The following is a 19,109-nucleotide window of genomic DNA, read 5'->3' on the forward strand; positions in this document are numbered from 1 at the left end:
TGCGCGGTGTTCCACGTGGGCAGTGTAGCGTACGAGCTACTACTCGTCCTTCTGGTGGGGTTCTCGCCCGTGGCCGAGATACGAGGGGCCATACCGCTTGCGTACTACTTCTTCAGACAGGACCAGGCGCTCTACATGGTGGCACTGGCCGCAGGTTTATTGGGTAATCTAGCGGTGGCCCCCATAGCCGTTCTCGCCTTGAGGTTCGTTGAGAGGAAGATTGTAAACAACAGTAGAGCCCCCGGTTTTCTGAAGAGACTCTACTGGAAAGTCGTGGACTACGCTAGGAAAAAGGCGAGAGGGCACGAGAAGCTAGAGTTCGCCGGCCTGGCAGTATTCGTCGCGATACCCTTACCAGGTACTGGGGCGTGGACTGGCGCGCTCGTAGCGCACGTGCTGGGTATGGATCTTAGAAAGGGGGTTCTCAGTATCGAGCTAGGCGTGCTCGGGGCTTTCCTAATAGTCTTAGCGGTCGTCGAGACCGGTGCCACGGTGTTAAGGGTGTTTTTCGGGTTGTGAGAGCTACTTCACGACTCGCATCTTAATCCTCTTAAGCCATTCGACGCTCGCTTTCTCGGCTATCTTCTCCGTGAGTAGTACCGCGTAGGCGAGGTCGTTTAAGTCTATTACTTCCGTGGGGGAGTGTATGTACCTGGCAGGCACCGAGACAACGCCAGCCGGTACCCCTTCCCTGTTCAGCGCTATTATCGAGGCGTCGGTAGTCCCCCCAGGTATGACCTCTAGCTGATAGGGTATCTTCTCCTCTTCGGCAACCTTGATCATGAAGTTGAGTATCTCGGGGTGTGTGATGAGGCCTGACGCGTTCCTCCCGTCGGCTATCTTGATCGCGGGGCCCTTACCCAACCTCGTGAACTGCTCACTCTTCGCCACACCAGGGAAGTCGCTCGCGATAGTGACATCAAGGGCGATCGCCGCGCTGGGGGAGATTGCGAAGGCAGCAGTCCTAGCCCCCTTGAGCCCGACCTCCTCTTGGACGGTTGCTACCGCGTATACGTCGGCCTCGTTGTTGTCAATCAGCTGGAAGGCCTTGAGCATCACAGCGAGACCTGCCCTATCGTCAAACGCCTTGCCTGTGACTCTATCTCCGGTCAACCTCTCCATGGCCCTGTCGAACACCGCCACGTCGCCAACTCTCACCCCCATTTTTTCCACCTCGTCCCGCGATGACGCCCCGATGTCGACGAAGAGCTCTTTTATCTCGGGTATCTTCTGGGCCTCCTCCGGCTTGACTACGTGAGGGGGCTTTAAGCCTATGACGCCTTTCACAGTCCTCCCGCTCCTAGTCACTATGACTACGCGCTGGTGTAGTAGGGTCCTCTCGAGAACCCCGCCTATCGGGGTGACGCGCAGGAAGCCGTCGTCCTCAATGTAGGACACGAACAGCCCTATCTCGTCCATGTGGGCCGCGAGCATCAAGCTGGCCCCTCCCTTGCTTCCCTTCTTTAACGCGATCACGTTGCCTAAGGAGTCCACCCACACCTTGTCCGCGTTCCTCTCCAGCTCGCTTATCACGGTATCGTGGATCAAGTACTCAAAACCGCTTGGTGCGTGGACGCTTGTCAGCTTCTGGAGTAAACTGTACATTTCCTCCTTTAACTTGCCAAGCTCGACCATAGGATACACCGAGTTGTTTAGGATATGCGCTGTGGAATATAAGTGCTAAGCCTCAGGGCAGGGTAATGCCTGACTATCTAGACCTGTACTGTTCGATCAACGCGGCGATCTTCAGAGGGGCGTCCAGTGAAGTGACCACGACAGTGTTAACACCGCTCCTCCTCAACATTTTCGAGTAGTTCAACTGCTTGGTCAGCAACTCGTGCGTCTTCAGAGAGTAGAGCCCGCGGGCCCACACAGGAATGCCGATCATGTCGTAAGAGGTGATGACGGGGTTTACCACGTAAACGATGTTCTTCAAACCAGCGAGATCCCTTGCCACTTTAACGAGGGCCTCGTAATACTCTTGGGAGTCGACGACCGTCGCGATTATCACTATGTTCCTCTCTCTCCTGAGCGACATTAGTAACATGTTGTACGCCTCCAAGAGACTCCGCGCTCTCTCCTCCTTTACAACATCCTCATAGTCGACACTAGACATGGCTTCTAGAGCAACCCTAAGACCGGCGTTTGACCTCATTAAGGTCGGCATAGCGATTAGTCTCCGAGCCCCGAACACTATGACTTGGAAGTTATCACCCCTCTGGGCCAGGTAGGCCACGATAGCACTCATAGCCCTCGACATGTGCTCGAATACCGTCTTGGCGTAGGGGCCCACCAGCATTACGTGAGAGGAGTCCAGCAGGATGTACACGTTTTGTTGGGCCTCTCTCTCGGTCTGCTTGACGATCAGCCTGTTCAACTTGACGCTCTTCCTCCACTCTATCCTCTTCAGTTCGTCGCCCGGCTTGTAGTCTCTCAAGCTGTGGAACTCTACACCAGCCCCGGCGATCCTTGACCTCGACAGCCCGACCGACCTAGCGTAGGCGGCCAGTCTCCTCAACACTGCCACTTGATAGGACGGGGGTATCCTGATGTAGGTGAAGGCCCCCGTGTTATAGGGTCTAGTCTTGAACAGCCCGAATACATCCCTTGCCTGCAACTCGACAGGACCTATTCTATGCTTCCCCACCCTTCCGTGACACACCATTCTTACGACCACCTCCGACTTTGCCGGTACTGCTATGAAGCCGCGCGTAGCGCCCTTCACAAATTTGAGGAAGGGGGAGTGCCTCACATTGTACTCTACGAAGGCCAGCGGCGCGATCCCCGGGTTTTCTATTACAACTCTGACCTCGAACTCCCCGTTATCGATGGGAGTGTCGTGGTCGAACTCAACTCTAAGGTCTCTCAAGCCGGCAGCAACGTAGGTGACGTACGCTCTCAAGCCGAAGAGGAAGGCCAGTACTACCAACGCGACCGTGACTAATGAGCCGTTGGACGACACGAAACCGGAGAGCAGCACCAGGAAGGAGACGATGTACAGTACTTTAGCTCTATGAGTCGAGTGCACCGGGGACTCCTCGCGCATACCTCACCGCCTCGCTATCTTCTCTAGCACCTCTACTTTCATCAAGCTCACGCCTATCTTCGAGAGCACTTCGTCGCTCTCCCTCGCGTACTTCAGGACCGTCCTATGCCACGACAACACGACAGGCGTTCTGCGGGCACCTGTCGCCTTCCCGTATAGCTTGTTCATCGCGTCAACGTATCTCCTCGCATTCTCGGGGCCGAGGACTTCGGACAACCTCTTGACCAGGTCGGCATCCTTTAAGCCCAGCCCGTAGACGCTCAACATGGCCTGGTCTACCAGCTCGTAGAGGGACTTAAAGTCCTCTTTCCCGAGTTTCAGCTTCCCCCTCACGATCTCCTCTCTGATGTTCACAGCGTACGCCACCTCCACGAGCCTCTCCTCGCCCATCGGCCTATCCCGTATGAAGCTCTCGCCCCTTGAGAAGTACACGAACGCGAGCAAAGCGAGAAGAACCGAGAAAACCGAGGCCACCAGCTGGTTTTGTATGGCCTGTTTCAGCAAGCTGTTGGAGTAGTCGAGAAGAGGCTCGAACCACGTCGAAGGGTGGATTAGGTTCGCTATTATCATGCCGAGAAGGGTTGGGAAAGATACGTAGAGCGGCGTAATGCTGTTGATGTTGTTCATTATGTCAGCTAGGGGGATAAGTGTGTATCTGCTAGCGTCGAAAACTATCTGGCACCCCCCGGTGCCACAGATGCCCTGGAACAGGTCCAGGGCGAACTGCCTGTAGGTCTCGTTTCGATCTATGACCTGGTTCAGGAAAACAGAGCCGTCGGACAAGACTACCGTTTCGACGTCTCTCTTTTGCCCCTCCAATGTGATACTAGACCACGCGACAGCCCCCGAGACGAGGGTCTTGTTGCCGACGTAGTACTCTCCGAAAACTGTCGCGTTGCCCTCGCCTACTTTAATGTAGGAGGCTATGTCTAGGACTATATCGTATACCTTGCCCGCCACGTTGAACCTGGACACCGGGTAAGGAGGCAGGTACTGCCGCGTTGAAGGGTCGTAGACCAACCGGATTAGGCCGCTCTGCTGAACTAGCACAACAACCTCTGCGACCCGTAGAGGTGCCCCAGCGGCCTTGAGCAGTGCGTTGGATGTGGTGTTCTCGTCGGCTATCAGCAGTTTTATGTCCCTACACCTGGCCAGCGAGCTCAGTATTTCGTTCGACTCGGCCTCTGTGTATGGCCTCTCGGGGGATACCGTTACGAAGAGACAGCTCCCGGATAGGGGTAGGTTGGCCAGCTCGGACAAATTCGTGATGACGTATACGCTACCGTACCTCTCCCTCAGGATCTCTACGAGGCTAGACGTGCCTATTTCGCCAGTGTTGAAAGGGGCCGCCCCCTTGAAAACTGGTAGTCCGGGCCCTCCTTTCTCGGCTAGAGAGATGAGCCCTATTGCCACCAGAGACAGTATCAGGAAAATAGAGAGCGTGCCTCTAACTCTTACCCTCCACTCGCTCAACTCCGCCTCCCTTCTCTAGAGCGTACACGTACGCCGATATACGTAGAATGTACAAGCCCGCCGAGAGCAGTGTGAAACCTATAAGAGCGCTCAGTAGGCTTGTGGCAACAAAACCAGCCTGCATGTACCCGATACTCCAGAGGAGCGTTAGTATGGACAGCGACAACAGGACTACTCCTATTACCAGGTAGACCAGGAACCTCACTATCTGCCTCAAGGCACAGCACCCAACATCTTGGGTATATACTCTACCAAGCTATAAAACACGGTGTAGTAGCTCTGGTAGGCCGAGACAACGCTTAGGGACCACGTCTCGAAGTCGGGGTGTATGAGAGATAGCCATAGATCGCTGGTGGCCTTGAAAGTGTAGTATACGCCCCCCGCGTACGTTACCGCCAACATGACCAGGGATGCCACGAGTAGCTGGCGGGGGGTGTCCATCAAAATAGAGTCCAGACCCCTCAAGACAATAGTGACAAGTATCCAGGAGACCAACGCTAACACGACACTTGAAACCATAGGGGCGTATTCCTTGAGGAAGTAGAGCTGTCTCGCCAGGTAATCTCCGAAGACCTCGTATATGGGCTGGTATAGGAGCGGGGCGAACGCGCTTGCGATTATCATTCCTCTCAGGCTCCCAAACACAGGGTTGTAAAACACGTTGATCGACTCCTCGTCTAGCAAGATGCTCAGCGCCATCCTGGCGTTGGGCTTCATGTAGAAGAAGAAAACCGTGAAAAACTCTCTAGCGGTGTAAAGCGCGTAGACTACTACCGCGATCAGAAGTAGCAACTTAAACAAGTATGTAGACGTGAGCAGTATGCCTAAGCCGGACGAGGCCGTCGAAGTAAGCGTCTCATAGTACAGAACCCACAGCCTTGAAATAAGGAACGCGACCCCCGACAACGACGCGACGAATAAGAGTACTTGGAAAACAGCCAGGTGACCGCTTCCCTGCCTATACCTTATCCATCCATACTGGTTGATGTTGTAGTTCGAGACAAGGTTGTCGACGAACAGCAAGACGAAATAGCCCGCAAGCGCGGTTACAATCAACTTAAGGTCACGGCCGGCGGGTAGCAGGGACAAGAAGATTAGAGTGATACCGTAAAACTGCGGCGATGCTGTCACAATAGTCACGACTACTAGGCCCCACGCGACCACAACCATGAGAGTCGAGACCAACCCCATGCCGGCGAAGTTGATGGCGGGAAGGTTGAAGTTTACTATGACCGTGTAGTAGACTAGAGCGAGCGCGACCAGCCGGGGGACAACCGCGACTAGGAGACTCCTATAGTTTGCCAACTAGATCACCGTATAGCCTGCGGGCCTCCTCGTCGAGATCCCTCCTGGAGTCGCCCGCGTACCTCCTCGCCTCGTAGATCTCCGTGAGCCTTCTGAAAGACTGTGACAGCCCTCCCAGCGCGCTCTTCACGGCGTTGTAGTACTCGCGGTGAGTGTTGCTTGGCGAGAGCCTGACACCTGTCGCTCTCTCAACTTTCGCCACTGCTCTCCAGTAGTACTCCACAGCATCTCCCCACCTCCCAGCATGCGCGATCAGCCTCTTCACTCTCCTCGCAGTTGGAGACCAGAGAGCACTCACCTTACCCACCAGCCTCGGGGCCAGGTAAGATAGCAGAATCGAGGTCGCAACAACTGTTGCTACTAGAACAACGGTCTGTAACCCCTCCGGGATAGACAGGTAGCTTAGTAGCGGAAACGCCGCACTAGGGAGCCCCCCTATCTTCACGCCGCTTGTTGGGGTTTGGGACTGACCTAGGTATGGGGGGATGAGATTCGGTAGCTGGCTGGTTAAAGCCTTTAACGCGTCAGCCGCTACTCTCATAGACTCCGAGTCGAGTCTATCCGACAAGTTCGTGTAGCCCTCTGAGCGGGCCAGTATAGAGAGGAGTTTTAGAGCCAGGGCGTAGTCGGCGGGCGTCAGCTTCCCTTGTCTCCAAAGCGTCTCGATCCTTTCGAGGGCGCTTAATATATCGCTCTCAGAGACACTCCTGTTCTCGAACATGTAAGGGAAAAAGAGTGATGTAAGCATGTTTTTCACATCTGTGTTGTTAAGCAGAGACAGTGCGTTGAGTATGTCGCTCTCGGTATAGTTCCCCGAAGAGAGGTGGAAGTAGGAGTACAGTGCTTCAAGCGACTGGTTTAGAGAGGAGCTCGAGACCCCCAGTTGAGAGGTCTGGTTTATCAGCGTTCCTATAGTGCTAGCAGCCTTCTGCGCCTCCGAGGCGCTCAAATTGCCTGATTGGAGCGAGCTTATTATCTCCTGCCAGTCGCTGAGACTGAAGCCTGTGAAGCCAGGGGTGTGCCTGTACGTCTCGAGAGCCTGAGCGCTCGCCACGGCGGACATAGAGACGTATAGAAGGGCTAGAAAGACCATCACGCCTCTAGTCAAGGCCTAGGCACCGGTACCCTGTTAGCTATCTCCTCGACAACTCTACTCGCGGTCAACCCCTCTACCTCGTACTCCGGCTTCAGGATTATCCTGTGGGATAGAGTCGGGGCGAGGACCTGCTTCACGTCGTCCGGTATGACGTAGTTCCGCCCCTCGAGATACGCCACGGCCTTCGCCATTCTCAGAACGGCGATCCCGGAACGAGGGGAGGCGCCGAGCCTCACCGCGTGGTGTCTCCTAGTCTCCTCGACTAAATTAGCGATGTACTGGTAAACCGCCTCGTCGACCTTGACGTCTCTCGCGCTCCTTATCTCGTTCAAGACCTCTTCTTTAGTCACGACCGGCTTGATCGCCTCGACCCACGCCTCTATCTCGTCGACCTTCTTCAACATCTCGACAAACCCTTTCGTACTCGGGTACCCAGTCTCGATTTTCACCAAGAACCTGTCCAGCTGCGCCTCGGGGAGTGGGAATACGCCCTCCATCTCGATAGGGTTCTGCGTAGCTAGGACGATGAAAGGCTCGTCTAACCGGAACGTATCGCCCTCAATGGTGACCTGCCTCTCCTGCATAGCTTCTAGTAGAGCAGACTGGGTCCTCGGCGAAGCCCTATTGATCTCGTCCGCGAGTAGAATGTTGGTGAAGATAGGGCCTTTCACGAATTTGAACTCGGCTGTCTTCTGGTCGAAGATCTTGTACCCTATTATGTCCATCGGGAGCAGGTCTGGGGTCATCTGGACTCTCTTAAAGTCGAGCGATAGAGTCCTCGCTATTGTCTTCGCTATGGTGGTCTTGGCTACGCCTGGAACGCCCTCGATCAGGACATGGCCCCTAGCTATCAGCGCTGCTAGTATAAGTTTGACCTCCCTCTCCTTCTCGATCAGGTAGCCCGATCCCGTTATATACGAGTAAGCCTGCCTAATCCCCATCCACTAAAACCCTTACTGACTACTAGGATAGACGGCCAAAATATATAACACTTTATAGTTAACAATATCCATGGGAATGTTATGGAACAAAACTCGGACAGCGACGACAAAAGGCTGATCGCCTCTCTTATACAGAACACGAGGGCCAACATATCCGCGATATCCAAGAAGACCGGGCTGAGCCCCACCTCGATTAGAAACCGGTTGAAGAGACTCATCGACAAAGACATGCTCCAATTCAAGCCCCTGTTCTCAGCCAGGATGCTGGGGAGCGAGGCGGCGCTCCTCAGGATAAAGGGTGGGAAAAGAGAGGCCGTCATGCGGGTCTTGACCATGTGTAACCGGGTTCTAGGAGTGATGGTGGTCAACGACAACGAGATCTTAGCGATGGTCTACGGCAGAGATAAGAGGGAGATCGCCAGCCTCGTGTCATTCGTCAAATACATAGCAGAGGACGTAGACGAGGTAGAGATACACTACGGCAGACTTCCCAGCGACTTCATGATACCTCTCAAGAACGACGCCCCCAACTGCCACACATACATGAACGACGCAAACGTGAACTCGTTCTGCGGCAACTGCCTGCCCTCTCTACGTAGGAACAGGGCCTGACCCGTCTAAACGCCCGCCTTGTTGCCTGTTAAGGGTCTCTGAAGTCCTCGCTTGACTGGAGGCTCAATAAGTCTTCTACTAACGACAGCACGCTGTCGTAGTCGCCCTTCTTACGGACTTTAACCACCCGCCTCTTGAGAAAGGGCGCATCGCGTAGTATGTTCCTGACCGCCTCCTCTAGGAGCTTTCTACCCTCGCTGTTCAAGTAGTCGCCACTGAAGTAGACCTCCCTACCCTCCACCAATATCCTGAGCAACCTGATCGCCTGGTCAAGGCTCTTCTTCAACTCAACACCACTACACTATCGCCGTGTAGTAGCTGATTCGCGCGCACAGCCGCGTAAGCGCTCTCAGCAGGGTCGTATAACACTAGGTAACCCGAATAGTAGCTGACGAGTTCCAGCGTCTTATCGGACACCTCGCTAACCCTCCTCTCGGAAACAGCCCTTAGTAAGGCGGGGTCGTCAGCGTCTACTTTAACGAGTTTTCCAACTTCGAATGCGAACCCCTGCTGCGACAGCTTCCTGAGCTTGTTGTTCAGCACGTTAACGTCTCTGGCCAAGTCCTCTTCTAGCATCTTCCGGAATTCGAACTTCAAGTGCTCTGTCAGCCCGCTGGTCCTCCCTAGTCTAAGCTCGAGACCTCTCGCCTCGTACGAGCTCGTCGTCTCGACTAAGACAGTGCTGACACTGTGAGGCTGCTCAGCGAGCCTCTCGATGTACCTCCACGACCTGGTAGAGCCTACCTTGACCTTGCCGTGGAGTACCGTGGCGTACACAGAGTACCTGCCCTCCCCCGCTAGAGCCTTGTCTAACTGCCTGCAGTATTCCAAGCTACCAGAGCCCCCCAGTGTGAAGCAGAGAGTGTAGAACGCCCTAAGCGTGTTACGGTGCTTCGGGCAGAAACCCTGCGGGGTCACGACGGTCTCTGCACAGTACTTACGAGACAGCGGGTTGTCCTTCTCCGCGATGTCGCCCGTGTGCCACAAGCAGAACCTCTGGCTAGGCTCCTTGATCCTCAGCTTGGTACCCGGCCCTACTAAAAAGACGCTATCCACACCCACAGGCTGTAGGAGAAGGCCTTTAAAGCCGGTTCTGTACCTATCGAGCAGAACCCTGCCCCCGGGCTCTCCACCCGACACAAAGGACTGGAGGCTGAAAACCTTTACCTCCGAGGTGGACTCCAGCCTGGGCTCGAAGTAGACTAGTCTCGGTATCAAGTCTTCGACCACTTCACGTTACACAGGGCTTTATCCTGAGAATACCCTTGTCGACGAGTATCCTCTCGAGCAGCGGGATTCCCTTGTCGCTCCCTACGGTGTTGTCTATCTCTACCAGCAACCTCTTTTCCTTGTAGTACTCTATGATGGGGTTGAACGTCTGGTAGTACACCTGGTACCTCCTCCTTATGACCTCTGGCTCGTCGTCGCTCCTCCTCACCAGCTTTGCCCCGTCGTAGTCGCACACCAAGTCGTTTTTAGGGGGGTTGTAAGTGAGGTTGTAGACCCTCCCGCAGACCGGGCAGACATACCTGTTGCTCAGCCTTCTCACCGCCTCCTCCTCTGAGATGTAGATGTGTATCGCTGCGTCTAGGGGGGTGATCTTCTCCAGCTCCTGGGCCTGCTTAATCGTCCTCGGGAACCCGTCCAAGATAAAGCCGCGCTTGGTGTCCGGCTCGCTCAACCGCCTCTTCACCACTTCGACTACGATCTCGTCGGGTACGAGCTCCCCCCTGTCTAAGTACTCTTTCACTTTCAGGCCCAACTCAGACTTCTTGGCTACCTCGGCCCTGAAGATGTCGCCGGTGCTGATGTGCGGTATACAGTACTTCTTCGTGAAGTACTCCGAGTAAGTCCCTTTACCGGCCCCCGGTGGGCCTATTAAGACGACTCTCAACCCCTACACCTACACTGGAGCACTCTCTAGATTCCCCTCGGGTCTTTTATCCCTAACCAGTCCAGTAGCCTGTAGAACGCCTTGACCTTGCTTATGACCTTAACACCGGGCGGGCCGGGTTTCTTCGTGTAGAACGCGTTTACTTCGTAGACCGTCCCGTACAACCCCCTCTCCAGCGCTATTTTGCCCAACCGTATAAGGTCTATCAACACGCCGACTATTGCCGGCTTGTCGTTCACTCTCATTATCACGTAGATCTCGTCCTTGAAATCTCCAAAGCTCATATACTCGATGATCATGGCGACGAACTTTTTGTCCCCGAGCGGCTCTAGGAACCCTGTAGGCCTGATGTAGTTCGGGGCCTCGTAACCCAGTATGTCGGACACCATGCTGCTCTTGGTCTTCTTCTTCATGATGTTCCTCTCGGGCTCTGTTAAGGCCAGGAAGTCGGTGTTCCCCCCGATGTTGAACTGCGCGATGTCTAGAACTCTCCTGTTCCGCTGGAACAAGTGCTCTAACAAGTCCGCTGTCAGGGGCGTCGCGCCCGTGGCTGCGTCGTCCCCGAACACCACCGCGTTGCTTGCCTTGTACAGGTCTACGAAGGCCTGGTCGGTCGCGATTGGCGAGGGTATAGCGTTGATGAAAACAGCCGGCTTAACCCTCCTAGCGTACTGTGCAACGGCGTACGCGTACGCCTGGGACGCGGTCAGGTAACCCTCTTTCATCCTCGCCTCGAGCTCGCCCACGTTGTGGATTGGCTCCACGGGCTCAGTGGTAATCACGTTTAAGAACACGTCGGCGTTGAAGCTCTTCCACTCGTCCACGAGCATCTCTATAGACTTTTCGAGCCCGTATTTCTCCTCGAGCCCCCTGGCCTTGTACGGCAACCCCTTCAAACTGCCTAGGTGTATCCCCCTCCTCACCTGGATCTCTTTCAGGCTGCCGGGGATGCTCGAAGAGTTAAAGTACTCCCTCGCTAGCTCGTAGGCCGTCTTGCCGATCTTCCTCTCGTCAACGTCGTAGGCGGCAACGATCTCGATGTCGTCGTACTTGACCGGGATCCAGTCTCTCAAAGGCACACCGTAGTCGGGTATCTCGTTCCTCTTCAGCCTCTCTAGGCCCACCTCCAAGTACGAGGCCGCCATACCCTGACCTATTACCACGACCCTCATTTCAGACCACCTAGAGCCCTAAGCGTCTCCTCTAGGAACTTCAGCCCCTGGTTAAACGCCTCAATCCCTTTCTCGGTCACCTTGTAATACGTCTCGTCCCCACCCGTGACCCTGGCTATTAGGCCCTCTCTGTTCATCCTGTAGACTACCGTGTAGACGGTTATGGCTGGTGGGTTGATATCGAACCTCGACTTGATCTGCTTCCGGACGTCGTAGGCTCTCATAGGCGTTTGGCTGTCGAGCAGCACCCTTATCACGTACAACCAGAGGTTCTCGACCGTGAGCTTCCTCTTCAACCTCTCGAGAGCCCTCACTTTATCCAAACGTACGACACCCTTCTAGTGTATATTTACGGCCGCAAATAAGGCTTACACCACGTGCCATGGGCTGTGAGGCTAAATATCTTTACGGGACTAGCCTCGTCCTGTCCCTAACGAAGAGCACCGCTTCCCTGATGTTGCTTAACCCCAGCATCTGCATCATGAGCCTTTCGATCCCCAGCCCGAAACCGCCGTGAGGCGGCATGCCGTACTTGAACGCCTCCAAGTAGAACGAGAAGTTGGCTGGGTCTAGACCCTTTAATCTCAGCGCCTCGACGAGCTTGTCGTACCTGTGCTCTCTCTGCCCACCGCTCGCGATCTCGAGCCCTCTGAAGTCGAGATCGAACTTCCTCGTGTGGTAACCGTCCTCTTCTCTCATATAGTAGAACCCTGTGGACTGCCACGGGAAGCCGACTATGAAGTAGAGGTCGTGCCCTTTCTCGGACATGATCTTTCCCAGCTCCCTCTCCGCGTAGTCGCTCAGGTCCTCTCCCTCGGGTACCTCGACTCCGTTGCTCCGCAGTATGTCCACTGCTTCCTCGAATTTGAGGCGCTTAAACGGGGTGGACACACGGGGCAGCTCTACTCCAAGGGTCTCGAGCTCCTCTTTGTTTCTGTCCCTGACGTAGTTGATAATGTAGGCGACCAGGTTCTCGAGCGTGTTCATTACGTCCTCCACGCCCTCTATAAAGCCCTGCTCGACGTCGATACCCCAAGACTCGTTCAAGTGTCTCACAGTGTTGAACTTCTCGGCTCTGAAGTAGGGGGTTATCTCGAAAACTCTCGGGATGGAGGATACGAGTATCTGTTTGTACAACTGGGGGCTCTGGCTCAAGTAAGCCTCTCTCTCGAAGTACTGGACCTTGAATAAGGTGGTACCGCCCTCCGCTCCCGCGGCGACTATCTTGGGGGTGTGGACTTCCGTGAAGCCGTTGTTTAACAGGTACTCCCTGGCCGCCTGGACAATGCCCTGCCTGACCCTGAATATGGCCTTCTCGACGGGGTTCCTTAGAAGTAGCCACCTGTACTTAATCCTGGTCTCTAGCAGAGACGGCACTTTGCCCACCAGCTCGACGGGTAGGGGCTCAACAGGCTCGGCGTACACTTTGATAGACTTCACCTCGAACTCCGTGCCCCTCTTGCTCTTCTGCTCCTTAGCAGGCTCGCCCTCGAAGCAGACAGCCGAGCCCAGAGGCAGGCTACTCAAGGTTTTGTACAGGTCTGGGTTCACGTCCTGTTTACCTACTAGAACATACGGCCTGACGTCTCCACCCGACACCTCGACGATCACAACTCTACCGATCGTCTTACTCCGCAATACCCAGCCGCACAGCCTCATCTCTGACACCACCAAATAGGAGCCGATCAAAATTTATAAGGATGCCAGGTGTATAATTATTGTGAGGCCAGATACCCCCTAAGCCCCACCTACACCCGGGGATTGTCTGGTAGTTTGCTCACGGTATCCACCTATTTCCCCGGACAGGGTGGGGATGCCACCTGTGTAGGTGGCGGGGGTAGGCCAGTTCTACTCCCGGCTTCGCTTTATTTAAAGTCTCGCGGTATAAAGTCTCTTGATGGATGGTATACTTGAAGACCAGTAAAAACGGCAAGGGGAAGTATAAGCCGCTGACGGAGTTTCTCAAGAAGGCTGAACCGGCCCAGGCCAGCCGGCCGGACAGCGCTGGTGATCGCGAGACAGGGCTTTCGAGTATTGAGGAGATCGTAAGGGCTTTCACCGAGGAGAAAATGGCGAAGAAGGCGGAGGTTTCCAAGGAGGTGGAAGCCGAGCAGAAGGCCAGCATAGCCGTGGACGTGCTGAGCAAGATAGCCAGTAGTCCGTCGTTCAAGAGGATAGAGTGCGAAGCCAACGGGGTCTGCAAGGACGGCGTCCGGGTGGGAGACAACGTCGTAGACGAGTACGGCATCGAGAGGAAGAGGGGTTTCGTGAACACGACGAGGCTACCCATTTTCCTGGACTGGGTGTCGGAGACAGCTAACGTAGACCGCCTCACCGACAAGACGTTAGTCGTGAAGACGAACAGGGGGGCTCTCGCAGTAGTTCCGGACCACTTCCTGTGCGAGCTCCAGTACAGGTACGGGATCACTATTCTAGGCCTGGAAGAGAAGTGCAGGGACTACAAGCCTAGTATCGGTAGGCAGTATAAGCCCAAGAGTAGGAGGAAGAAGTAGTGTTAAAAAAGTGAGGCTGTGCGAGAGTAGGCGCCGCCAAGGCCTACTGTTCTGGTGGCACGTAGTAGAACCTGGGCTCCTGGTCTACCGACATCAGCTTCGGCGTCCTCTTCCTCCTCCTCTTCCTCGCTCTCCTAGGCTCCCACTTCATGCCTGGTAGTCCAAGGCTTCCGTCCGGGTACTCCATGATGGCTCTCAAGGCCAGGAGGTGGTTTACAGCCTTCCTAACCCTGTCCTCGCCGGCTAGACCGCTGAACTCCTTCACGATCTCATCGAAGTACATTGGACGCCCCTTCTTCCTGATCGCCTCTAGCACCATGTCCGGCAGCTCCTCGTCTCTCGGAGCTATAGCGACGATCACGTCATTATCTTCATGTATGACTCTACCATTAACCATACGTCTCACCCAATATAAGGTAGTGGGATAACAGATATTTAAACTTTGATTATAAGCAAATCCCACAATTTTTTGCCGAAGGTTAAATAGCTTGACCGGCTATAAAGTTTACACGAGTATAGGCCTTTTAAGGTGGTGGATATCCCGGTAAAAACACTTCTTGCCGAGAAGGGGAGTAGAGTACTCTACATGGGCAACGAGGCGATAGCGAGAGGCGCCCTTGAGGCTGGCATCTGCTACTTCGCAGCTTACCCGGGCACGCCGTCTACCGAGATTCTCGAGTCTGTGGCAGAGGTCGCAGAGGACGTTGGAGTTATAGCTGAGTGGAGTGTCAACGAGAAGGTGGCCTACGAGTCCGCCTACGCCGCGGCCATCGCCGGGGTGAGTAGTCTCACCGCCATGAAGCATGTGGGGCTGAACGTCGCTGCCGACATACTAGTTAGCAGCGGCTACTCGGGGACCAAGGCCGGTTTCTTGGTTGTTTCCGCTGACGACCCCAGCGCGCACAGCAGCCAGAACGAGCAAGACAACAGATGGTACGGGTACCTAGCTCACATCCCGGTGGTAGAGCCGAGTAGCGTGAGAGAAGCGTACAAGCTCGTCAAGGTCGCTCTAGGGTTGAGCGAGAAGTACCAGCAGCCTGTGATGTTCAGGACTACAACCCGCGTAAGCCACAGCCGGCAGTACGTGGAGCTCGAGGACAACGTAGCGACATCGAGGGTCTGCAGGGGGGTGTTCGACAAAGACTTGACGCGCTGGGTCTTGATCCCGGCGCACGCGCGGCTAATGAAGGAGAGGGCGCTGAAGGTGTGGAGGAGCATCGAGGGAGCGGACCTGGGACCCCCACTAGTCGAGGTCCTGAACCCGGGTAAACGCAAAGCTATCATAGCCTCTGGTCTCGCTTTCGCCTACTTATCCGAGTCGCTCGAGAGGCTCGGGGCCTGGAGCGAGGTGACGGTCTTGAAGCTGAACCTTACAGTGCCACTACCGGTTAAGCCTGTGCTTAACATAGCTGGTGAAGCAGACGAGATCCTCGTCGTAGAGGAGCTCGACCCTGTTGTCGAGACTAACGTGAGGAGTGTTCTAGGGAAGCACGGGGTTCGGGCCAGGGTTCTGGGCAAGGAGCTGATCCCGGAGATCGGCGAGCTCAGCACAGACAGGGTCCTACCGGGTGTAGCCAAGTTCCTGGGGATCGAGTATACACCCCCGCCCCCGCTCAAGGTTGAGGAGCAGGCTATGGTACCGCCAAGACCCCCGGTCATGTGCCCAGGCTGCCCCCACAGGATGACTTTCTACGTCCTAAAGATAGCGGCGAACAAACTGAAGTTGAGAAACGTCGTGTACACGGGCGACATAGGGTGCTACACGCTCGGCTACCAGAAGCCCTTCGAGACGCAAATGACGTGCTTCGAGATGGGGGGCTCGATCGGCATAGCACACGGCATCAGTAAGGTAGTTGAGGACCCCGTTGTGGCGGTGATAGGCGACTCGACATTCTTCCACGCGGGTATACCAGGCTCTGTAAACATAGTCTACAACAGCGGCAGGGCCATGATAGTCGTGCTAGACAACTACACTACGGCTATGACGGGCCACCAGCCGCACCCGGGTACAGGACTCTCCGCGACGGGCAGTCGTGCGCCGGTCGTCGAGATAGCGGACGTGCTGAGGTCCGTTGGGTTCAGGGTCTACGTCATCAACCCGTTGAGGGTCAGAGAATCCGTCGAGACGGTTGTTAGGGCCTTCCAGGACTACCTGAACGGTGGGAAGGTCGCTGTGGTATCGAGGATGAGGTGCTCGCTCGAGGCGTACAGGCTTTCAAGGGAGACGGGTATTAGGCTCCCCGTCTACGCTATAGACGAGAGCAAGTGCACGGCCTGCATGGCGTGTGTAAACCTCGTCGCGTGTCCAGCTATAGTCGTCCCAGAGGGGGCTAAGAAGCCGGTTATATTGGAGGACATGTGCCTTGGTTGCGGCCTATGCGAACACGTTTGCCCGTTCAAGGCTATTTACGTGAAGAGGCCGGGTGGTGAGGGCTGGGAGAGGCTGTACAGCGAGAGGTTCGTCGAGGGGGCTGGTTGAGGTGCCCGGGAGGCTCAACGTGCTGATAGTCGGGGTCGGCGGTCAAGGAGTCCTCACGCTGGGGAGCCTGATAGCGTGGGCGTCAACACTCTCGGGCATCGATGTTACGGTCGCTGAGACCCACGGGCTGAGCCAGAGGGGTGGAAGCCTGGCAGTCCACGTGAGGCTGAACAACAAGGACGCCCCGCTCATACCCGTCGGCGAGGCAGACCACGTAATAGCGCTGGAAGCTCTAGAAGCGCTGAGGTACCTGTCCTACGCAAGGAGGGGGGCTGTCCTGGTCGTCAACAGGCTTAGGCTACCCCCTCCTCTCACGAGCCCGCCTGGTCTAGACGTCATAGAGGGGGCGCTGCGCAAGGCCTTTGACGGGTTGGTCTACGTTTACGACGCCGATAACGAGGCGAAACAGGTGGCCGGCTCCACCCTCTACTCGAACACGCTCCTCCTCGGGATATCCGTCGCGGTCGACGAGAGGCTGAGGAGAGTGGTCAGCCCGGCCATGGTGGAGGAGGCGATAAACACCCTCTTCGCAGGCAGAGCGGCGGAGGCTAATTTAAGAGCCTTCAACCAGGGTTTAAAGATAGGGTTCAGCCTTGCAGGAAGTAGAGGAGCTGGTCAAGCTGCTAGATAGGGCCATAGACTCGATAGACAAGATAGAGGAGCTGATAGCTAGGCTCACACTCGCTACAGAGACGTCGAAGGGGGTCGTCTTCCAGATATATCAAAACCTGGTCGAGGCCAGAGAAAGCGTCGTCAGGGCTAGGCTGATCGCGAGGTCGCTGACCGGCTAAAGTGGTCGTATGATAACCTTCGGAACGAGAGTTTTCGAGAACGTGAAGGACAAGGAGATAGTCCACTTCGGTAAGTTCAAGATCAGGGGGTTGTGCGTAGCTGATACGGTCCTACTCTACGGGTCCGGCTCGGGCGACTGGGTTGTAGGTGACACCTGCCTCATCCTGGCGGCCGGCAGGCTCGTCAGGCTGAGGAGGCTCGACTGTGTTAAGGCCTTCTTACTCGGGCTTAGAGGTAAAGTCGTGGTGGACGCCGTCTCCGCCGAGCTGGCTTTCTTCAAGAAGGCGGTTGTGGGCAGCCTCAGAGCAGAAACGGCGGTATTCGGGCAGGAGACCCTCGTCGGGTCTGTAGAGTCGCGTCGAGCCGTGTTCCTCGACCCCCACGTCTGGTTTAAAAACGAGCCGTCGATTAATGTAGTTGAGTACAGGTACAGCGTGACCGGTTAGTAGGGCGCCCTCAATGGACCTAGTGGGTATCGACAGGAGAGCTGTCGAGAAGGTCGGAAGGGTTCTTAAAAAGCATTCAATCAACCTACCCAGACTCGACCTCTACGACCAGCGCTACTACCCACCGGCTACGACAGACGAGGAGAGCGTTGCAAGGTACTTCGTCGTCATGGTGTCCATGGACCACAGGCTCAGTAGGCCTGGAAGGCCCTACGAGGCATGCCTGGAAGACGGCTGCTACCACGGGGCCGACCTGTTGTACAGGCTCGGCAAGTTGAAGTTCGACGAAGACCCCTCTTTCTTCGACCCCGCGAGACTCGCGGAGGTCAAGGTTGAAGACGTGGTGAAGTGGTTGAGCGTAGGGGGTGCCGCGCCGCCAGACCCAGAGGTTAGGGCGATGCTGCTACGGGACCTCGGGTTTAAGCTGACCAGGCTTTGGGACGGCCAGGTAACAAAACTCGTAAAGTCCGCTGGAGGGAGGTTGAGGGGGACTCTGGGCGAGCAGGGCCTGGTCGACCTCATGAGGGTTTTCAGGGCTTTCGAGGACCCCGTCGAGAAGAAGGCCATGCTCCTAGCGAAATTCCTGGCTGGGCGCGGCTTGTTCAACCCGGTAGACGAGCTCGACGTAGCTGTAGACAACCACCTGACCAGGCAGGCTATTAGGATCGGCCTGGTCGTCGTCTCGGGCGGGCTCTGGGACAAGATAAAAAGGGGGGTCGAGATCACCCGCGACGAGGACGTGTTACTGAGGTTAACGGTGAGGCTGGCTTACAGGCACCTGTCGAGCACGGCGGGCATCCGGGCCAGCGCCTTAGACGACTTTTTCTGGCTCCACGGGAGGACGGTCTGCCTAAGAGACAAGCCTGAGTGCGACAAGTGTGTTCTGAGGAACGTGTGCGCGGCGTTTAGAAACAAGAGTTTCATGGTCAACGAGCCCACGTACTACAACACGTGGTTCTACTAGCGGGGGTCGAACATGCCGGGCGAGGTCAAGCTCAAAGACGTTTTGTCGATGGGGAGGCTGGAGAGGATCGTGATGGAGTACTTCATCAAGAACATCAGCGTGGGGGAGATTATAGCTCTGATCGAACTGAGGGAGGAGGTTAAGAGGAGAGCTTCGAGGGGGGAGAGAGACCTGGTACCCGAGTTAGACGACGTGGTTATAGAGAGAGAGGTCTCGAGAGTCATATCGAGGCTCATAACAGCGGGGTACTTGGAGTACAAGGGTGGCGTCTACAACTTGTCAAAGCCGCTAATAGAGGAGTTGAAGAAGAAGTTGGGGAGGCTGGACCCAGGGATCCCGAAGAACATAGAGAGCCTAGCCTGATCACTCGCGCGAG

Annotated in this window: 23 protein-coding genes; 9 read left to right on the forward strand and 14 right to left on the reverse strand. The window is 55.7% G+C overall.

All coding sequences use genetic code 11. The features are described 5' to 3' along the window. Positions 1 to 6: 6 nt before the first annotated feature. Positions 7 to 519, forward strand: a complete 513-nt coding sequence (locus WLZ34_RS01265; RefSeq protein WP_434731569.1) for a COG2426 family protein — start codon at positions 7 to 9, stop codon at positions 517 to 519. A 3-nt stretch (positions 520 to 522) separates the two neighbouring features. Here WLZ34_RS01265 and WLZ34_RS01270 read toward each other — a convergent pair whose 3' ends face one another. From WLZ34_RS01270 to WLZ34_RS01300, 7 genes are all read right to left on the reverse strand, one after another. Beyond that, the gene (locus tag WLZ34_RS01270; protein WP_434731570.1) at positions 523 to 1,635 is read right to left on the reverse strand and encodes a M42 family metallopeptidase; all 1,113 of its coding nucleotides are present in this window, start codon (positions 1,633 to 1,635) and stop codon (positions 523 to 525) included. Positions 1,636 to 1,708: 73 nt separating this feature from the next. Beyond that, positions 1,709 to 3,046: a DUF58 domain-containing protein gene (locus WLZ34_RS01275; protein ID WP_434731571.1), complete on the reverse strand. Its 1,338-nt coding sequence runs from the start codon at positions 3,044 to 3,046 to the stop codon at positions 1,709 to 1,711. A gap of 3 nt (positions 3,047 to 3,049) precedes the next feature. Continuing rightward, a complete protein-coding gene (locus tag WLZ34_RS01280) occupies positions 3,050 to 4,519 on the reverse strand; it encodes a DUF4350 domain-containing protein (protein ID WP_434731572.1) in 1,470 nt (489 codons plus the stop codon). Then, a complete protein-coding gene (locus tag WLZ34_RS01285) occupies positions 4,494 to 4,736 on the reverse strand; it encodes a hypothetical protein (protein WP_428726990.1) in 243 nt (80 codons plus the stop codon). The genes WLZ34_RS01280 and WLZ34_RS01285 overlap by 26 nt, the downstream gene beginning before the upstream one ends. Further along, on the reverse strand, positions 4,733 to 5,824 hold the full coding sequence (locus WLZ34_RS01290) for a hypothetical protein (protein ID WP_434731573.1): 1,092 nt from the start codon (positions 5,822 to 5,824) through the stop codon (positions 4,733 to 4,735). Before WLZ34_RS01290 ends, WLZ34_RS01285 begins: the two co-directional genes overlap by 4 nt. After that, positions 5,811 to 6,932, reverse strand: a complete 1,122-nt coding sequence (locus WLZ34_RS01295) for a DUF4129 domain-containing protein (protein ID WP_434731574.1) — start codon at positions 6,930 to 6,932, stop codon at positions 5,811 to 5,813. Before WLZ34_RS01295 ends, WLZ34_RS01290 begins: the two co-directional genes overlap by 14 nt. Further along, complete coding sequence (locus tag WLZ34_RS01300) at positions 6,929 to 7,861, reverse strand: AAA family ATPase (protein WP_434731575.1); 933 nt, start codon at positions 7,859 to 7,861, stop codon at positions 6,929 to 6,931. Before WLZ34_RS01300 ends, WLZ34_RS01295 begins: the two co-directional genes overlap by 4 nt. Positions 7,862 to 7,942: 81 nt before the next feature. Here WLZ34_RS01300 and WLZ34_RS01305 point away from each other — a divergent pair, with 81 nt between their 5' ends. Further along, entirely contained in the window at positions 7,943 to 8,473 is a 531-nt protein-coding gene (locus WLZ34_RS01305; RefSeq protein WP_434731576.1) for an Lrp/AsnC family transcriptional regulator, read from the forward strand. A gap of 28 nt (positions 8,474 to 8,501) precedes the next feature. Here WLZ34_RS01305 and WLZ34_RS01310 read toward each other — a convergent pair whose 3' ends face one another. The 6 genes from WLZ34_RS01310 to aspS form a co-directional block, all read right to left on the reverse strand. Next, the gene (locus WLZ34_RS01310; protein ID WP_428726996.1) at positions 8,502 to 8,759 is read right to left on the reverse strand and encodes a hypothetical protein; all 258 of its coding nucleotides are present in this window, start codon (positions 8,757 to 8,759) and stop codon (positions 8,502 to 8,504) included. After that, complete coding sequence (locus tag WLZ34_RS01315; protein ID WP_434731577.1) at positions 8,756 to 9,703, reverse strand: hypothetical protein; 948 nt, start codon at positions 9,701 to 9,703, stop codon at positions 8,756 to 8,758. Before WLZ34_RS01315 ends, WLZ34_RS01310 begins: the two co-directional genes overlap by 4 nt. 1 nt (position 9,704) lies before the next feature. After that, positions 9,705 to 10,367: an adenylate kinase gene (locus WLZ34_RS01320; protein ID WP_428726998.1), complete on the reverse strand. Its 663-nt coding sequence runs from the start codon at positions 10,365 to 10,367 to the stop codon at positions 9,705 to 9,707. A 26-nt stretch (positions 10,368 to 10,393) separates the two neighbouring features. Then, positions 10,394 to 11,539, reverse strand: a complete 1,146-nt coding sequence (locus WLZ34_RS01325; RefSeq protein ID WP_434731578.1) for an inositol-3-phosphate synthase — start codon at positions 11,537 to 11,539, stop codon at positions 10,394 to 10,396. Next, positions 11,536 to 11,853, reverse strand: a complete 318-nt coding sequence (locus WLZ34_RS01330; protein ID WP_434731989.1) for a PadR family transcriptional regulator — start codon at positions 11,851 to 11,853, stop codon at positions 11,536 to 11,538. Before WLZ34_RS01330 ends, WLZ34_RS01325 begins: the two co-directional genes overlap by 4 nt. Before the next feature lie 91 nt (positions 11,854 to 11,944). After that, positions 11,945 to 13,198, reverse strand: coding sequence for an aspartate--tRNA(Asn) ligase (gene aspS / locus WLZ34_RS01335; RefSeq protein WP_434731579.1), 1,254 nt, complete (start codon positions 13,196 to 13,198; stop codon positions 11,945 to 11,947). Positions 13,199 to 13,440: 242 nt separating this feature from the next. On the opposite strand from aspS, the gene WLZ34_RS01340 reads away from it, so the two are divergent. After that, complete coding sequence (locus WLZ34_RS01340) at positions 13,441 to 14,052, forward strand: hypothetical protein (protein WP_428727001.1); 612 nt, start codon at positions 13,441 to 13,443, stop codon at positions 14,050 to 14,052. Between the two features lie 43 nt (positions 14,053 to 14,095). Here the strand turns inward: WLZ34_RS01340 and WLZ34_RS01345 are convergent, their stop codons facing one another. After that, entirely contained in the window at positions 14,096 to 14,449 is a 354-nt protein-coding gene (locus tag WLZ34_RS01345) for a hypothetical protein (protein ID WP_428727002.1), read from the reverse strand. A 135-nt stretch (positions 14,450 to 14,584) separates the two neighbouring features. On the opposite strand from WLZ34_RS01345, the gene iorA reads away from it, so the two are divergent. The 6 genes from iorA to WLZ34_RS01375 are packed head-to-tail and all read left to right on the forward strand — an operon-like array spanning position 14,585 to position 19,096. Continuing rightward, positions 14,585 to 16,531: an indolepyruvate ferredoxin oxidoreductase subunit alpha gene (iorA, locus tag WLZ34_RS01350; RefSeq protein WP_434731580.1), complete on the forward strand. Its 1,947-nt coding sequence runs from the start codon at positions 14,585 to 14,587 to the stop codon at positions 16,529 to 16,531. Then, a complete protein-coding gene (locus WLZ34_RS01355; protein ID WP_434731581.1) occupies positions 16,476 to 17,162 on the forward strand; it encodes an indolepyruvate oxidoreductase subunit beta in 687 nt (228 codons plus the stop codon). The genes iorA and WLZ34_RS01355 overlap by 56 nt, the downstream gene beginning before the upstream one ends. Beyond that, entirely contained in the window at positions 17,125 to 17,322 is a 198-nt protein-coding gene (locus WLZ34_RS01360) for a hypothetical protein (RefSeq protein ID WP_428727005.1), read from the forward strand. The genes WLZ34_RS01355 and WLZ34_RS01360 overlap by 38 nt, the downstream gene beginning before the upstream one ends. Before the next feature lie 9 nt (positions 17,323 to 17,331). Beyond that, positions 17,332 to 17,769, forward strand: a complete 438-nt coding sequence (locus WLZ34_RS01365) for a hypothetical protein (protein WP_434731582.1) — start codon at positions 17,332 to 17,334, stop codon at positions 17,767 to 17,769. Between the two features lie 13 nt (positions 17,770 to 17,782). After that, the gene (locus WLZ34_RS01370) at positions 17,783 to 18,733 is read left to right on the forward strand and encodes an iron-sulfur cluster loop (protein WP_434731583.1); all 951 of its coding nucleotides are present in this window, start codon (positions 17,783 to 17,785) and stop codon (positions 18,731 to 18,733) included. A gap of 12 nt (positions 18,734 to 18,745) precedes the next feature. Then, positions 18,746 to 19,096, forward strand: coding sequence for a PolB1-binding protein PBP2 family protein (locus tag WLZ34_RS01375; RefSeq protein ID WP_434731584.1), 351 nt, complete (start codon positions 18,746 to 18,748; stop codon positions 19,094 to 19,096). Positions 19,097 to 19,109: the final 13 nt, after the last annotated feature.

This window comes from Thermogladius sp. KZ2Tp1, from assembly GCF_051131135.1.
In the GTDB taxonomy this organism is placed as follows: Archaea; Thermoproteota; Thermoprotei_A; order Sulfolobales; family Desulfurococcaceae; genus Thermogladius.

Bases quoted from the DNA above. Each gene is read 5' to 3' on its own strand.
- WLZ34_RS01370 (WP_434731583.1), top strand. From the start codon at position 17,783: ATGGACCTAGTGGGTATCGACAGGAGAGCTGTCGAGAAGGTCGGAAGG.
- WLZ34_RS01270 (WP_434731570.1), bottom strand. From the start codon at position 1,635: ATGGTCGAGCTTGGCAAGTTAAAGGAGGAAATGTACAGTTTACTCCAG.
- WLZ34_RS01345 (WP_428727002.1), bottom strand. From the start codon at position 14,449: ATGGTTAATGGTAGAGTCATACATGAAGATAATGACGTGATCGTCGCT.
- WLZ34_RS01340 (WP_428727001.1), top strand. From the start codon at position 13,441: ATGGTATACTTGAAGACCAGTAAAAACGGCAAGGGGAAGTATAAGCCG.
- aspS (WP_434731579.1), bottom strand. From the start codon at position 13,198: ATGAGGCTGTGCGGCTGGGTATTGCGGAGTAAGACGATCGGTAGAGTT.
- WLZ34_RS01325 (WP_434731578.1), bottom strand. From the start codon at position 11,539: ATGAGGGTCGTGGTAATAGGTCAGGGTATGGCGGCCTCGTACTTGGAG.
- WLZ34_RS01275 (WP_434731571.1), bottom strand. From the start codon at position 3,046: ATGCGCGAGGAGTCCCCGGTGCACTCGACTCATAGAGCTAAAGTACTG.
- WLZ34_RS01305 (WP_434731576.1), top strand. From the start codon at position 7,943: ATGGAACAAAACTCGGACAGCGACGACAAAAGGCTGATCGCCTCTCTT.
- WLZ34_RS01365 (WP_434731582.1), top strand. From the start codon at position 17,332: ATGATAACCTTCGGAACGAGAGTTTTCGAGAACGTGAAGGACAAGGAG.
- WLZ34_RS01375 (WP_434731584.1), top strand. From the start codon at position 18,746: ATGCCGGGCGAGGTCAAGCTCAAAGACGTTTTGTCGATGGGGAGGCTG.
- WLZ34_RS01300 (WP_434731575.1), bottom strand. From the start codon at position 7,861: ATGGGGATTAGGCAGGCTTACTCGTATATAACGGGATCGGGCTACCTG.